Here is a 13,091-nt window from a genome sequence, read left to right on the forward strand (position 1 = left end):
GGAGACGCATCAATCGACTCAGGGCTTTTTCACATCCACTGTCGGCACCTCGACGGTTTCGTTGCGGCTGCCCACTTCGACCTTGGCGACATTCGCCTCATATTTGGGAAGGGCGCCCTTCTGGACGCTCACTTCGGGCAGTCGGCCGTCCTGCGTTTTCTGCAGATCGATGAATCCGGTTGCTATCCCCGCGCCAATGACGATAAGCGCGATCAGCAGCAGTCCGCCGATGAAACGCATGGCAATCTCCTCTGAATAGGTTCGGGGGAATGAACGCGGGGCACGGTGAAATGGTTGCGCTAGTGCCACGATCCCGAGCGGATGGTTGACGTCGGACGGGAATCCGTTTATCGGCGCCGCTTTCCGAACGAACCCGAATTTCAAAGGTTGATTGACTATGTCGCGCATTTGCGAGCTGACCGGTAAGGGTCGCCAGGTGGGTCACAATGTTTCCCACGCCAACAACAAGACCAAGCGCGTGTTCCTGCCGAACCTGCAGAACGTGTCACTGATCTCCGAAACGCTGGAAACCAGCGTGAAGCTCCGCGTGTCGACCCATGGTCTGCGTTCGGTCGAACATAATGGCGGCCTGGACAACTGGCTGGTCAAGACCAGCGACGACAAGCTGTCGCTGAAGGCGCGTCGCCTGAAGCGCGACATCGTCAAGAAGCAGGCTGCAACCGCAGCCTGATTCGCTTCGATTCGTTTCGGCATAAGAGGCGGCCTGGTAACGGGCCGCTTTTTTGCGTCTGGGCTCATCGCCCCGGACGACAAAGTCAGTCCAGTCGAAATTTCAGCAGCAGGGTGCGCTGGAAGAATTCGTGATTGTCGTCCGATGCGACCCAGAGGATCGTCTGCCCATCCTCGTGGCTGACGGCCAGGCCCTCGAAATTGTCCGCCAATAAGGGTGGGGCGAGGCGGGCCAGTGTCTGTGCCTTCAGTTCCGCGCCCGGGGTGACATGTTCGGGCAGTTCGATGATCGCGATCGTCGCGGTGAACAATTCCTGCAGCGTCAGCCGTCGATTGAGCACCAGCACATGGCGCGAATCGAGCGCGACCGCATCGGTCGGGCGATAGCCCTGTGGCGCGACATAATGGAGATGGACCGGATCGGGCGTGTCGAGCTCGGCCGGGTCATCGGCGAATAATAATGTGTCGTGATGACCATCGGCGGTCATCCCCATCTCGCCGATCGCCAGAAAGCGGCCGTCGGGCAGGCGGGCCAGCGATTCGATCGACCCGGTCTGGGGCCATGCCTCGATCTCGGGCCAGGTCCGGCAGGCCTCCACCCGGGCGAAGCCGGGCGAGTAGCGGCAGATTCGCTGCAACAGTTCAAACCCGACCCAATAACGGTCGGTGGCGGGGTCATGGGTCAGCGATTCCGAATCCCAGGACCACCAGGGACGTTCCCGTTCCTGCGGGCGGACAGGCAGCGGTGCGATGAAGGGGCGGCGGATGGCGGTGCCCGTGCCGACGTGGAAGCCCATCAATATGCCTGCGTCGCTCAACGCCAATATCTGTCCCGGCCCATCGACCAGCAGCGCGGATATGCCGCCGAAGCCGGGATTGTCGCTACGCAATTCCCAACCGCCCAGATAATCGAGCCTGCCCAGGCGGTGTTGCCCGGGCATGTCGCTGTTCAGGGGAAGGGGGCGGGCCTGGACCAGCAATATGCCAGGGCGAACCGCATCCGGCTTGGACCTGTTCGGGGCTGGCAGCAGCAGAATGGCGAGGGAAAGAACGATCAGGATTCGGCGCATCGCCGGTAGCCATAGGGCAATTATCGGCAAGGCGCAGCCCGGGACCGACCAATCGTGGCTAGCTGAACGGCGGCTGTCATCGCCATTCAGGCTCTACTCAAGGCGAATCATTCATAAGGGCATCAATCCTTGGCGGACCCGTCGATCGGGCGCCTGGAAATGGCTTTACGAGGAGCAACGCCATGAAGATGAAGTATCTGATCAATCTGGGTGCTGCGCTCGCCATGGGCGCTGCCTCCCTTGCTGTCACTGCAACGCCTGCGATGGCGCGCGATGGCTATCATCGCGGCTATGACCGTGGTGACTATTATCGCGGCAACCGCGGCTATCGCGGGGACCGTGGCTATCGCGGCTATCGCGGCGATTATTATCGCAACAACGGCTATCGCGGTGGCGGTAATTATTATCGCGACGATTATCGTTATCGTGGCGGCTATCGCTGCCGGGATAGCGGCACGGGCGGCACCATCATCGGTGCGATCGCCGGTGGTCTGCTGGGCAATGAAGTCGGCAAGAGCAGCGGGCGCTATGGCAATGGCGATGGCACCACGGGCGCGATTGTCGGTGCCGGTGTCGGCGCGCTGGCCGGCCGCGCCATCGATCGCAACTGCTGATCGCGGTCGCCACCACAAGCAAGGCATAGGGGCCGTTCCGCAAGGGGCGGCCCTTGGGCTATGGTGCGGTGCGGTCGCCTGATGTTCCGGCGCTGTCGGGCCGGTCACGATCCACGCGGGCGGCGGCTGCGGCGGCGGGGTTGAGATTTGGTCGCGGCATGGCCGCACCCGTGCGCGCATCCAAACTGGCCGCCGCTTCGTTGAGGGCGCTGGCTTCGCTGGCGCTGACGCCACCGACCCCATCCTGTTGGCCCGAGCCACAGGCGCCCAGGCCCAGCAGCAAGGCCAGGCTCGTCGGATATCGCCGCTTCACCGATTTTTCCTTTGCAAAAGAAAAGGGCCGCTCCGTCGCCGGCGCGGCCCTTTCCCGAATTTGGTTCCCGAAAAGGGAATTACATCGCGTTGGCGACGTTGTTGGTCGCGTTCGAAGCGGCGTTCGCGGCGTTGTCGGCAGCGTTCATCGCGGCGTTCATGGCGTTGTCGGCAGCATTCGAAGCGTTCTCGGCAGCGTTCGCGGCGTTGTTGGCTGCGTTCTCGGTGTGGCTGCCGCAAGCAGCGAGGCCGAGCGAAGCGGCGAGGACGAGCGAAAGAGCAATCGACTTGGACATGGGCAAACCCCTCTCAGAGAAAAAACTGTTGCAGACCACTCTCGGAGAAAAGCTCACCCCCCATTGCGCCTGCGCGCCGATTCGTAATGCTTTGGGCGAAGCAAGGCAATCCCATTCCTGCGCGGGAGGGCCTGATAAGGAAAGCTTTTTGGTCGAAGGTCCGGCCAGGAACGGCCATTGACGCATATAAAGATTTCTTTATATGACTATTCCATGAGCGCCGCACTCGACATTTTCAGGGCTTTGGCAGACCCAACGCGCTTGCGCGTCCTGCATCTGTTGCGGGCGATGGAACTGGCGGTGGGTGAAGTGGCACAGGCGGTTGGGCAGAGTCAGCCGCGGGTGTCGCGACATATTCGTATCCTGGCCGAGGCGGGCCTGATCGAGCGGCGCAAGGAAGGCAATTGGGTCTTTCTGCGGTTGGGCCAGGGGGCAGATGTCCAGTCTTGTCTGGCCTTGTTCGACAGTCTCAGCCCATCGTCGACCGAAGCGATGTGGCAAGCAGCGGATCTGGCGCGGCTGGCGGCCGTGCGGGCCGAGCGCGCGCGCGCAGCCGAGGCCTATTTTGCCGAACATGCCGAGGAATGGGACGCCATCCGATCGCTGCATGTCGCGGACGTCGATGTGGAAACGGCGATGCGCGGGCTGCTGGATGGCGCGCCGATCGGCCATCTGCTCGATATCGGCACGGGCACGGGCCGCATGATCGAACTGTTCGGTCCGTCGGCGGACCAGGTGACGGCGCTTGATCGCAGCCCCGACATGCTGCGTCTCGCACGCGCCAAGCTGCCGGCCGACGCGGGCGACAAATATGCGCTGCTGCTGGGCGATTTCGCTGCGTTGCCGCTGGATCGCGCCAGCGTCGATACGGTGCTACTGCATCAGGTGCTGCATTATGCGCAGGCGCCCGAACTGGTGATCGCACAGGCTGCGCGGGTGTTGCGCCCGGGGGGACAGGTGCTGATCGTCGATTTCGCGGCGCATGAACGGGAAGAACTGCGCACGCGCGACCAGCATGCGCGGCTCGGCTTTTCCGACGCGCAGATCGAAAGCTGGTTCGCGCAGGCGGGCCTGGAACTGGAACGGGTGGAGACGCTGCCCGGCCAGGAATTGACGGTACAACTTTGGCTCGGGCGTCCGCATGGCGCCCCGCCGATCGAAGGACGGATTTGCGCATGACCCAGACTGATCGCGCCCAAAATAATCCTGGCGGGCCGCTCTATGCGAATCTGGCCGGCGACCTCAATGTGAGCTTTGAATTTTTTCCGCCCAAGACGGAGAAGATGGAGGAACAGCTCTGGTCGGCGATCGAGACGCTGACGCCCCTGGCGCCCAAATTCGTCTCCGTCACCTATGGCGCGGGCGGCTCCACCCGCGAACGCACCCATAATACGGTCGCCCGCATCGCGAAGGAAACGCCGCTGGCCGCTGCCGCGCACCTGACCTGCGTTGCCGCCAGCAAGGGTGAGATCGACGAAGTGGCCGACGCCTATTGGGAAGCGGGCGTGCGCCATATCGTTGCGCTGCGTGGCGATCCGCCCGAAGCGGGCACCGCATTCCAGCCGCATCCCGATGGTTACAAGGGCGCAGCCGAACTGGTCGAGGGGCTGCTCAAGCGGCATCCGTTCGAGATTTCGGTCGCCGCCTACCCGGAAACCCACCCGGAAGCGCTGAGCGCGCAGAGCGACCTCGATAATCTCAAGCGCAAGATCGATGCCGGGGCGACCCGCGCGATCACCCAATTTTTCTTCGAGGCGGATACCTTCTTCCGCTTCCGCGACCGGGTCGCCGCCGCCGGCATCGACGCAGAGATCATCCCAGGCATCATGCCGGTCAGCAATTTCGCTGCGGTCCAGCGCATGTCGGCGATGTGCAACACGGATGTTCCCGCCTGGATGGGCCGCCTGTTCGACGGGCTGGACCAGCATCCCGCCGCGCGCCAGCTCGTCTCCGCCACACTGGCGGCCGAACTGTGCCGCAACCTTTATATGGGCGGCGTGCGCGACTTTCATTTCTATACGCTCAACCGGGCGGAACTAAGCTATGCGATCTGCCACCTGCTGGGCCTGCGCCCGCAGGTTGCGGCTGAACTGGAGAAGACGGCATGAACGCCGAAGCACGTTTGCGCGCCCTGGCGGCGGAAAAGATCCTGATCTTCGACGGTGGCTATGGCACGTCGATCCAGAAGCATGGCCTGACCGAAGCCGATTATCGCGGTGACCTGGACCTGGCCAAGGACCAGAAGGGCAATAACGACCTGCTCTGCCTGACCCGGCCGGACATCGTCGAGGGCATCCACACCGCCTATCTCGACAATGGCGCCGACATGATCGAGACCAACACCTTCTCCTCTACCAAGATCGCGATGGCGGACTATGGCTGCGAGCATCTGGTATGGGACATCAATGTCGCCGCCGCCAAGATCGCCCGCGCTGCCTGCGAGAAGGCGACGGCCAAGGACGGCAAGCCCCGCTTCGTCTGCGGATCGATCGGCCCGACCAACAAGACGCTGTCGATCTCGCCCGACGTCAACGACCCCGCCTTTCGCGAGGTCGATTATGATACGCTCAAGGCCGATTATCGCGAGCAGTGCGACGCGCTGATCGCCGGCGGCGTCGACTTCCTGCTGATCGAAACCTGCTTCGATACGCTCAACGCCAAGGCCGCCGGCATGGCCGCGCGCGAGGCGGAGGCGGCGTCCGGTCGGCCGGTCCCGGTGATGCTCAGCTTCACCATCACCGACATGTCGGGCCGGAACCTGTCGGGCCACACGATCAACGCCTTCTGGTATTCGCTGCGCCATTTGAAGCCGCTGACCATCGGCGTGAATTGCGCGTTCGGCGCCGACCTGCTGCGGCCCTATCTGGCCGAACTGTCCAAAAATGCCGACACGCTGATCCTGGCCTATCCCAATGCCGGCCTGCCCAATGAGCTGGGGCAATATGACGAGCTGCCCGAAACCACGGCGAGCCTGATCCGCCAGTGGGTGGACGAAGGGCTGGTCAACATGGTCGGCGGCTGCTGCGGCACGACGCCCGCCCATATCGGCGCGGTGGCGAAGGCGCTGGACGGCCACAAGCCGCGCGTGGTGCCCGAACTGACGGTCGTGACGCGCCTCGCGGGCCTCGAACCGATGCACATCGCGGCGTAATGCGACATAGTTCCCCTCCCGCTTGCGGGAGGGGTTAGGGGAGGGCCTGTTTGCCGCTCTTCCTTACATGCCCTCCCCCGACCCCTCCCTAAAGGGAGGGGAGAAGGTAACAAAATGACCACCACCTCCACCGCCAATTTCGTCAATATCGGCGAGCGCACCAACGTCACCGGATCGGCCAAGTTCAAGAAGCTGATCATGGCCGGCGACTATGCCGCGGCGATCGACATCGCCCGCGAGCAGGTCGAAAATGGCGCGCAGATCGTCGACGTGAACATGGACGAAGGCCTGCTTGACGCGGTCGAGGCGATGACCACCTTCCTGAAGCTCATGACGTCGGAGCCGGACATCAGCCGCGTGCCGGTGATGATCGACAGCTCGAAATGGGAAGTAATCGAAGCGGGCTTGAAGTGTGTCTCCGGCAAGCCGGTGGTCAACTCGATCAGCATGAAGGAAGGTGAAGAGGCCTTCCTGCATCACGCCCGCCTCTGCATGGCCTATGGCGCCGCCGTGGTGGTCATGGCGTTCGACGAAACCGGCCAGGCCGATACCCAGGCCCGCAAGGTCGAGATTTGCGAGCGCGCCTACAAGCTGCTGATGACGATCGGTTTCCCGCCGGAGGACATCATCTTCGATCCCAATATCTTCGCCGTCGCGACCGGGATCGAGGAGCATAATAATTACGGGGTCGACTTCATCGAGGCCTGCCGCGAGATCAAGAAGCGCTGCCCGCATGTCCATATCTCGGGCGGCCTGTCCAACTTCTCCTTCTCGTTCCGTGGCAACGAGCCGGTGCGCCGGGCGATGCACAGCGTGTTCCTCTACCACGCCATCCCCGCCGGCCTCGACATGGCGATCGTCAATGCGGGGCAGCTCGACGTCTATGACGCGATCGACCCCGCGCTGCGCCAGGCGTGCGAGGATGTGCTGCTGAACAGCGATCCCGAAGCGGGCGACCGCCTCGTTGCGCTCGCGGAAAGCTTCAAGGGCAAGGATGCCGCATCGGAAAAGGCGGCGCAGGAATGGCGCGGCTGGCCGGTCGCCAAGCGCCTCGAACATGCGCTGGTCAAGGGCATCGACATGTATGTGGTGGAGGATACGGAAGAATGCCGCCTCGCCGCCGACAAGCCGATCCATGTGATCGAAGGGCCGCTGATGGACGGCATGAACGTCGTCGGCGACCTGTTCGGCGCGGGCAAGATGTTCCTGCCCCAGGTGGTGAAGTCCGCCCGCGTGATGAAGAAGGCGGTCGCCCATCTGCTGCCCTATATCGAGGCGGCGAAGGAACCCGGCGCCAAGGGCAAGGGCAAGATCATCATGGCGACCGTGAAGGGCGACGTGCATGATATCGGCAAGAATATCGTCGGCGTCGTGCTCCAGTGCAACGGCTTCGAAGTGGTCGACATGGGCGTGATGGTCCCCTGGCAGGACATCATCAAGGCTGCGAACGATCATGACGCGGACATGATCGGCCTGTCCGGCCTCATCACGCCCTCGCTGGACGAGATGGTGACGGTGGCGCAGGAAATGCAGCGCGCCAATATGGTGATGCCGCTGCTGATCGGCGGCGCGACCACCTCGCGGGTGCACACCGCATTGCGCATCGATCCGGCCTTCACCGGCCCGGTCGTCCATGTGCTGGACGCCAGCCGCGCCGTCGGTGTCGCCACCGCGCTGGTTTCCGAAACGCAGAAGGCCGATTTCGTCCAGAAGACCAAGGATGATTATGAGCATGTCCGCGTCGCCCGCGCGAACAAGGGGCAGAGCGCGCTGGTCAGCATCGAGGATGCCCGTGCCAACGGCTTCGAGATGGACGAGAGCCTGAAGGCGCCGCGCCCGCTGCTGCCCGGCACCCACCGCTTCCCCGACTGGGATCTGAAGGACCTGGTCCACTATATCGACTGGACCCCCTTCTTCCGCGCCTGGGAACTGGCCGGCAATTATCCCGCCATCCTGACCGACGAGGTCGTTGGCGAAAGCGCGTCCAGCCTGTTCGCCGACGCGCAGAAGATGCTCCAGAAGATCATCGACGAGAAATGGCTGACCGCGCGCGGTGTCGCCGGCCTGTGGCCGTGCCGCCGCCAAGGCGACGACATCATCGTCCATGTCGAGGACGAGAAACACTACACCCTGCCGATGCTGCGCCAGCAGATCCAGAAGCGGGAAGGCCGGGCAAACATGTGCCTCGCCGACTTCATCAGCCATGATGGCGACTGGATGGGCGGCTTCGCCGTGTCGATCCACGGCATCGAGCCGCATCTGGCCCGCTTCAAGAATGCGATCGACGATTATTCGGATATCCTGCTCAAGGCGCTGGCCGACCGTCTGGCCGAAGCCTTTGCCGAGCGGCTGCACCATTATGTCCGCACCGCTTTGTGGGGCTATGCCGAGGGTGAGCAGCTGACCAATGAAGCGCTGATCAAGGAGCAATATCGCGGCATCCGCCCGGCGCCAGGCTATCCCGCCTGCCCGGAACATAGCCTGAAACCGATCCTGTTCGAGATGCTGGACGCCCATCATGCGACGGGCGCGACCCTGACCGAAAGCTTTGCGATGCTGCCGACGGCGGCCGTCAGCGGCTTCTATTTCGGTCATGCCCAGGCCGAATATTTCGGCGTCGCCCGCGTCGGTCGCGATCAACTGGAAGATTATGCTCAAAGGCGTGGTATCGACCTCGAAACCGCCGAGCGCTATCTTCGTCCCAATCTGGATTAACGACGGCTATAGCATTGCTTGTCGCGGTATGACCGGTGAATTACAGTCCCTCATGTCGGCGAATCCTGCCGGCATGGGGGATTTTTCATGAAGAGCATTTTCCTTGCGCTGGGCGGTTGTGCCCTGTTGCTTTCCGCACCCGCATTCGCGGGAGACCAGGATTTCACCCTCTTCAACAAGACCGGCTATGATATTGCCGAAGTCTATGTCTCCCCCGCCAAGTCCAAGGCCTGGGGCGATGATGTGATGGAAGACGAGGTGCTGGAGGATGCGCATTCCGTGCCGATCACCTTCAACGCCAAGAACGCGATCTGCAATTACGACCTCAAGGTGATCTTCACCGATGGCGACGAGGCCTATTGGACCAATTTCGACCTCTGCACGATCAGCAAGATTCAGATATTCTGGAACGCCAAGACGCAGAAGGCGACCGCCAAGTGGGAATGATCCGCCCGCGTTAATCGCGGCATCCCATATTGTCCCGCGATGGGGCAGGGGAAGCAGCAGGGGTGGGGTGCCATTGGCGGCGGCTGTCATTGGGTATAGCCAGTGCGCCATGCGCATCCTGTCCACCACGATTCTCGTGTCCGCCGCGATCACCGTGACCGCCTTTGCCCAGAGCGCGCCCGCGCCCTTCACGCTTGCGGAAAATGGTCGGGGCTTTGCCTCGTTGTCCGATGCGATCGGCGCGATCGGCGACGGCAAGGGCACGGTGATCGTCGCGCCCGGGACCTATCGCCAGTGCGCGGCGCAGAATGGCGGCGACGTGACCATCAAGGCGGCGACGCCGGGCAGCGCGATCTTCGACGGGGTCGTGTGCGAAGGCAAGGCGGCGCTGGTGCTGCGCGGCCGGTCGTCGACCGTCGACGGCCTGATCTTCCAGAATCTGCGCGTGCCCGACGGCAACGGCGCCGGCATCCGCCTGGAAAAGGGCAATCTCACCGTCGTCAACAGCCTGTTCCGCAACAGCGAGGAGGGCATTTTGACCGGCGAGGACCGGGGCGCGTCGGTGACGATCGACAAGTCGACCTTCCGCCATCTCGGCCGTTGCGACCGCGATCTCGACTGCGCCCATGGCGTCTATGTCGGCCGCTATGCCAGCCTCACCGTCACCCGATCGCGCTTCGACCAGGGCGATGGCGGCCATTATCTCAAGACCCGCACGCCGCGCGTCGACATTCGCGACAACAGCTTCGACGATAGCGGCGGCCACCTCACCAACTATATGATCGACCTCAGCAACGGGGCGAGCGGTCAGATCGTCGGCAATGACATGGTGCAGGGCAAGGACAAGGATAATTGGTCCGCCTTCATCACCGTCGCGCCGGAAGGGCGCGAGACCGACAGCAGCGCCCTGGTGATCGAGGGCAACAAGGCCGGCTTCGTGCCGGGTCTGGCACGCGGCTCGACCTTCGTCGCCAATTTCACCGACGATGTGGTCAGGATCGGCCAGAACCAGCTCGCCCCCAGCATGAAGGTCAAGGACCGGCGCTGACCGGAGCATTGTGAAGTCGGCTGGAACAGCCGACGACTCGCAGGATGCGGCAAACAAAAAGGAAATTGGAACATCATCCGCTTCAAGCAGATCGGATGATGTTCCAAGCTCGGCCGCTGTGGTAAGGCAGGGCAATGCGCACCACCTATGACAGCGCGACCGTCCGCCTCTATCATCTGGGCGACGACGGCGCGGCGATGACCATTATGTACGGCCCCTTGAGCGAAGCGCTGCGCGTCGCCGAGCAACAGCCGCAGGAGGTGCAGGACGGCCTGTTCCTGGCCACCGACAATGACGTCGTCGCCTATCTCGACCTGATCGAAAGCTGACCCGCTTACGCCATGCCAACCCGTCGGCGTTCCGGGGCAGAGGCAGGACGGATGTCGTCAGGGCGGCAAGCGACCATCTCCCGTCATTGCGAGCGTAGCGAAGCAATCCATCTCGCGCCGGTGGATTGCTTCGCTACGCTCGCAATGACGATGTCCGGCTTTGACGGCTAACGACCATTTCTCGCCATCCACATCAGCAATAGGCCTGCTTGAAACCGGACATTGCCGGGACGGCTATCGATCCGCTAAATGGCCACGCCAGCGTGACGGAATTGGTAGACGTATCGCTACAGCGATCCTCGCCGTGAGGTGGAGGTGCGGGTTCGATCCCCTGCCGCTGGCATCAATCGACCAGTTGTTGCCGTTTGGCAGTGAGATTGGTTTGCCTAATTGCAGACATTCCTTTGATCGGCGATATCGCTTGCCATGGATAGGCAGACCGCAGAACGGCTGATGAAGTCGGCGTTGGCATTAGACCCACTTTTGGGCGAGATCGATGCCGTGATCTCAAGCATCCCTCCGGGGGATGAACGGGACGCTCTCGTTTGCGGTCTCGGAGAGGTATTCCGTCAGATCAATGAGACATTCATTCTGCCATTGGGCAAAAAATATCCTGATTTAGTGGAAAACAACTGACGACCACTTGCAGCCAATTTCCTTCTGAAAATCTATTCTTCATACCGGACATTGGCCAACATCAGGTTAGCAATTAAACTGGTCCGCCATCAACCTTCTAGGATCGACCATGGAATTCGACATTGCACGCCGATTGATGATTGAACTTAGAAAGAGTGATGTTCACCTCAATGCCATTAGTCACATCGTGGAAGAGATAGAGGATCAAGACGAACGCAAAAAAATGCGAAGGCGGATCGCGGGCATTGTTACAGAAATATATACTGAAATATGGAGGCCTTTAGAACGAGAGCATCCATCGTTGGAAGAAAAATAATAATCTCACATTAAAGGCGCGAGCTAGCTTGTTGCGAACGTCTGAACTTCAGTTCTCCCCGGCCAAAACCGGACAGTCGCCTTCCCACCCCTCCACGCCATCAGGCCGCCCCTGATCCTCTAGCGCCCCCCGCCCGGCGCGCTCTCGGGCAGGCGCCAGAGGACCGGCAGCACGCCCAGCGCGACGATCGCGATCAGCCAGCCGGGGGCGGACGCCCATCCGCTCGCCTGTGTCAACTGGTGCGACAGATAGGGGGTGAGGCCGCCGAACAGGGCGGTCGCACCGGTGGCGCCGAAGGCCAGGCCACTCAGCCGCCCTTCGCCGGGAAACTGCTCGGCCGTGGTCACGGCGCCGACCGCGCTCACTGCCCCGCCCAGCGCCGCCAGCAGGATCGCGCCGATCAAGGCGCTGCCCTGCGCCATCAGCATGAAGAGCAAGGCCGGCAGCGCCACGCCCGCCAGCGCCAGCGCCACCAGCACCGGCCGCCGCCCGGTCCGGTCGGACAAGGCGCCGACCAGCGGCGTCACCAGGATCACCACCAGTGCTGCCAGCGTCGAGAGCGTCAGCGCATCGGCCTCGCCCGTGCGGCCGGTCCCGATCAGGAAGCTCGGCACATAGACGATGCCGACATAATAGGTGATCGACCCCAGCGCCGAAATGGCAAAGCCGCGGCCGATCGCCGGCCGATAGGCGCGCAGGCTGAGGTGCAGCGGCTGGGCCGGGATGCTGCCACGGGCGCGCTGCGCCAGGAAATCGGGCGATTCCTCGATCCGCGACCGCGCCAGCAGGATGAGCGCCGCAAGGCCCGCGCCGACCAGGAAGGGAATGCGCCAGCCCCAGTCTGCCAGCGCCGCCTCGTCCAGCAGCGCCACGGTGAGGGCAGACATTGCCACCGCCAGCAGCCCGCCGACCTCGCTCGCCGCCGAGGCCAGGGAGGTGATGAGGCCCCGCCGGCCGGGCGGCGCTCCTTCCAGCAGATAGGCGACGACGCCGGTATATTCGCCCCCGACGGAGAAGGCCATGACGCAGCGCAGCGCCAGCAGCAGCCAGCCGGCCACCGCACCGGCCTGCGCCTGGGTCGGCAGCAGCGCGGTCGCCAGCATCGCCGCGCTCATCAGCGCCATCGACAGCAACATGGTCGGTCGCCGGCCAATATGGCCAAAGACGATCGCGCCCAGCGGCCGCATCAGATAGGCGATCGCGAAGCCCGCCAGCACATGGCCAATGCCCGCCGCGCCGCCGCCATAGAAGATGCGCGACAACAAGGTGGCGAGATAGAGATAGAGGGTGAAGTCATACCATTCGACGATGGTCGACAGCCCGGCAATCGCCAGCGATCGCTTCGAGAGGCCGGGTGGCTGCTCTATCGGCGACGTCTCCTCATCCATCAGGGCATCTCTCCCTTCCGTTCGCTTCGAGCTTGTCGAGAAGCGGCAAGCGCCCACCTGTCCGTTCCGCCTTGTTTCT

16 protein-coding genes and 1 tRNA gene are annotated in these 13,091 nt (G+C 62.9%); 12 read left to right on the plus strand and 5 right to left on the minus strand.

Annotated features, from left to right (window positions below):
* Positions 1 to 18 precede the first annotated feature (18 nt).
* A complete protein-coding gene (locus PMI04_RS05535; RefSeq protein WP_007713333.1) occupies positions 19 to 240 on the minus strand; it encodes a hypothetical protein in 222 nt (73 codons plus the stop codon).
* Between the two features lie 157 nt (positions 241 to 397).
* Here PMI04_RS05535 and rpmB point away from each other — a divergent pair, with 157 nt between their 5' ends.
* Positions 398 to 691 carry a 50S ribosomal protein L28 gene (rpmB, locus tag PMI04_RS05540; RefSeq protein ID WP_007713331.1) on the plus strand — a complete coding sequence of 98 codons (294 nt, stop codon included), beginning with the start codon at positions 398 to 400 and terminating at the stop codon, positions 689 to 691.
* An 85-nt stretch (positions 692 to 776) separates the two neighbouring features.
* Here the strand turns inward: rpmB and PMI04_RS05545 are convergent, their stop codons facing one another.
* Positions 777 to 1,760 carry an esterase-like activity of phytase family protein gene (locus tag PMI04_RS05545; protein WP_007713328.1) on the minus strand — a complete coding sequence of 328 codons (984 nt, stop codon included), beginning with the start codon at positions 1,758 to 1,760 and terminating at the stop codon, positions 777 to 779.
* Positions 1,761 to 1,942: 182 nt separating this feature from the next.
* Here PMI04_RS05545 and PMI04_RS05550 point away from each other — a divergent pair, with 182 nt between their 5' ends.
* On the plus strand, positions 1,943 to 2,374 hold the full coding sequence (locus PMI04_RS05550; protein WP_007713325.1) for a glycine zipper 2TM domain-containing protein: 432 nt from the start codon (positions 1,943 to 1,945) through the stop codon (positions 2,372 to 2,374).
* A gap of 58 nt (positions 2,375 to 2,432) precedes the next feature.
* Here PMI04_RS05550 and PMI04_RS05555 read toward each other — a convergent pair whose 3' ends face one another.
* Positions 2,433 to 2,687, minus strand: a complete 255-nt coding sequence (locus PMI04_RS05555; RefSeq protein ID WP_007713323.1) for a hypothetical protein — start codon at positions 2,685 to 2,687, stop codon at positions 2,433 to 2,435.
* Between the two features lie 79 nt (positions 2,688 to 2,766).
* The gene (locus PMI04_RS21270) at positions 2,767 to 2,982 is read right to left on the minus strand and encodes a hypothetical protein (RefSeq protein ID WP_007713321.1); all 216 of its coding nucleotides are present in this window, start codon (positions 2,980 to 2,982) and stop codon (positions 2,767 to 2,769) included.
* 213 nt (positions 2,983 to 3,195) lie between these two features.
* On the opposite strand from PMI04_RS21270, the gene PMI04_RS05565 reads away from it, so the two are divergent.
* The 10 genes from PMI04_RS05565 to PMI04_RS05610 all read left to right on the plus strand — a co-directional run bounded on the left by PMI04_RS05565 (position 3,196) and on the right by PMI04_RS05610 (position 11,624).
* Positions 3,196 to 4,161 (plus strand): metalloregulator ArsR/SmtB family transcription factor, encoded by a 966-nt coding sequence (locus tag PMI04_RS05565; protein WP_037486996.1) that lies wholly within the window; start codon positions 3,196 to 3,198, stop codon positions 4,159 to 4,161.
* Complete coding sequence (gene metF / locus PMI04_RS05570) at positions 4,158 to 5,090, plus strand: methylenetetrahydrofolate reductase (RefSeq protein ID WP_007713317.1); 933 nt, start codon at positions 4,158 to 4,160, stop codon at positions 5,088 to 5,090. Before PMI04_RS05565 ends, metF begins: the two co-directional genes overlap by 4 nt.
* Complete coding sequence (locus tag PMI04_RS05575) at positions 5,087 to 6,133, plus strand: homocysteine S-methyltransferase family protein (protein ID WP_007713316.1); 1,047 nt, start codon at positions 5,087 to 5,089, stop codon at positions 6,131 to 6,133. Before metF ends, PMI04_RS05575 begins: the two co-directional genes overlap by 4 nt.
* A 114-nt stretch (positions 6,134 to 6,247) precedes the next feature.
* Positions 6,248 to 8,848 (plus strand): methionine synthase, encoded by a 2,601-nt coding sequence (gene metH, locus PMI04_RS05580; protein WP_007713313.1) that lies wholly within the window; start codon positions 6,248 to 6,250, stop codon positions 8,846 to 8,848.
* A gap of 87 nt (positions 8,849 to 8,935) precedes the next feature.
* The gene (locus PMI04_RS05585; RefSeq protein WP_007713312.1) at positions 8,936 to 9,295 is read left to right on the plus strand and encodes a hypothetical protein; all 360 of its coding nucleotides are present in this window, start codon (positions 8,936 to 8,938) and stop codon (positions 9,293 to 9,295) included.
* 109 nt (positions 9,296 to 9,404) lie between these two features.
* The gene (locus tag PMI04_RS05590) at positions 9,405 to 10,343 is read left to right on the plus strand and encodes a right-handed parallel beta-helix repeat-containing protein (protein ID WP_007713311.1); all 939 of its coding nucleotides are present in this window, start codon (positions 9,405 to 9,407) and stop codon (positions 10,341 to 10,343) included.
* Between the two features lie 134 nt (positions 10,344 to 10,477).
* On the plus strand, positions 10,478 to 10,672 hold the full coding sequence (locus PMI04_RS05595) for a hypothetical protein (RefSeq protein ID WP_007713310.1): 195 nt from the start codon (positions 10,478 to 10,480) through the stop codon (positions 10,670 to 10,672).
* A gap of 257 nt (positions 10,673 to 10,929) precedes the next feature.
* Positions 10,930 to 11,015 (plus strand) — tRNA-OTHER (locus PMI04_RS05600).
* Positions 11,016 to 11,098: 83 nt separating this feature from the next.
* Positions 11,099 to 11,308: a hypothetical protein gene (locus tag PMI04_RS05605; RefSeq protein ID WP_037486993.1), complete on the plus strand. Its 210-nt coding sequence runs from the start codon at positions 11,099 to 11,101 to the stop codon at positions 11,306 to 11,308.
* A 109-nt stretch (positions 11,309 to 11,417) separates the two neighbouring features.
* A complete protein-coding gene (locus PMI04_RS05610; RefSeq protein ID WP_157178175.1) occupies positions 11,418 to 11,624 on the plus strand; it encodes a hypothetical protein in 207 nt (68 codons plus the stop codon).
* A 119-nt stretch (positions 11,625 to 11,743) separates the two neighbouring features.
* Here PMI04_RS05610 and PMI04_RS05615 read toward each other — a convergent pair whose 3' ends face one another.
* Positions 11,744 to 13,012: an MFS transporter gene (locus PMI04_RS05615; protein ID WP_007713309.1), complete on the minus strand. Its 1,269-nt coding sequence runs from the start codon at positions 13,010 to 13,012 to the stop codon at positions 11,744 to 11,746.
* Positions 13,013 to 13,091: the final 79 nt, after the last annotated feature.

This window comes from Sphingobium sp. AP49, from assembly GCF_000281715.2.
Classification (GTDB): Bacteria; Pseudomonadota; Alphaproteobacteria; order Sphingomonadales; family Sphingomonadaceae; genus Sphingobium.

What these genes read in the sequence shown, in the direction of transcription:
- PMI04_RS05535 (WP_007713333.1), bottom strand. Translation starts at nt 240, where the DNA reads ATGCGTTTCATCGGCGGACTGCTGCTGATCGCGCTTATCGTCATTGGC.
- rpmB (WP_007713331.1), top strand. Translation starts at nt 398, where the DNA reads ATGTCGCGCATTTGCGAGCTGACCGGTAAGGGTCGCCAGGTGGGTCAC.
- PMI04_RS05545 (WP_007713328.1), bottom strand. Translation starts at nt 1,760, where the DNA reads ATGCGCCGAATCCTGATCGTTCTTTCCCTCGCCATTCTGCTGCTGCCA.
- PMI04_RS05550 (WP_007713325.1), top strand. Translation starts at nt 1,943, where the DNA reads ATGAAGATGAAGTATCTGATCAATCTGGGTGCTGCGCTCGCCATGGGC.
- PMI04_RS21270 (WP_007713321.1), bottom strand. Translation starts at nt 2,982, where the DNA reads ATGTCCAAGTCGATTGCTCTTTCGCTCGTCCTCGCCGCTTCGCTCGGC.
- PMI04_RS05565 (WP_037486996.1), top strand. Translation starts at nt 3,196, where the DNA reads ATGAGCGCCGCACTCGACATTTTCAGGGCTTTGGCAGACCCAACGCGC.
- metF (WP_007713317.1), top strand. Translation starts at nt 4,158, where the DNA reads ATGACCCAGACTGATCGCGCCCAAAATAATCCTGGCGGGCCGCTCTAT.
- PMI04_RS05575 (WP_007713316.1), top strand. Translation starts at nt 5,087, where the DNA reads ATGAACGCCGAAGCACGTTTGCGCGCCCTGGCGGCGGAAAAGATCCTG.
- metH (WP_007713313.1), top strand. Translation starts at nt 6,248, where the DNA reads ATGACCACCACCTCCACCGCCAATTTCGTCAATATCGGCGAGCGCACC.
- PMI04_RS05585 (WP_007713312.1), top strand. Translation starts at nt 8,936, where the DNA reads ATGAAGAGCATTTTCCTTGCGCTGGGCGGTTGTGCCCTGTTGCTTTCC.
- PMI04_RS05590 (WP_007713311.1), top strand. Translation starts at nt 9,405, where the DNA reads ATGCGCATCCTGTCCACCACGATTCTCGTGTCCGCCGCGATCACCGTG.
- PMI04_RS05595 (WP_007713310.1), top strand. Translation starts at nt 10,478, where the DNA reads ATGCGCACCACCTATGACAGCGCGACCGTCCGCCTCTATCATCTGGGC.
- PMI04_RS05605 (WP_037486993.1), top strand. Translation starts at nt 11,099, where the DNA reads ATGGATAGGCAGACCGCAGAACGGCTGATGAAGTCGGCGTTGGCATTA.
- PMI04_RS05610 (WP_157178175.1), top strand. Translation starts at nt 11,418, where the DNA reads ATGGAATTCGACATTGCACGCCGATTGATGATTGAACTTAGAAAGAGT.
- PMI04_RS05615 (WP_007713309.1), bottom strand. Translation starts at nt 13,012, where the DNA reads ATGGATGAGGAGACGTCGCCGATAGAGCAGCCACCCGGCCTCTCGAAG.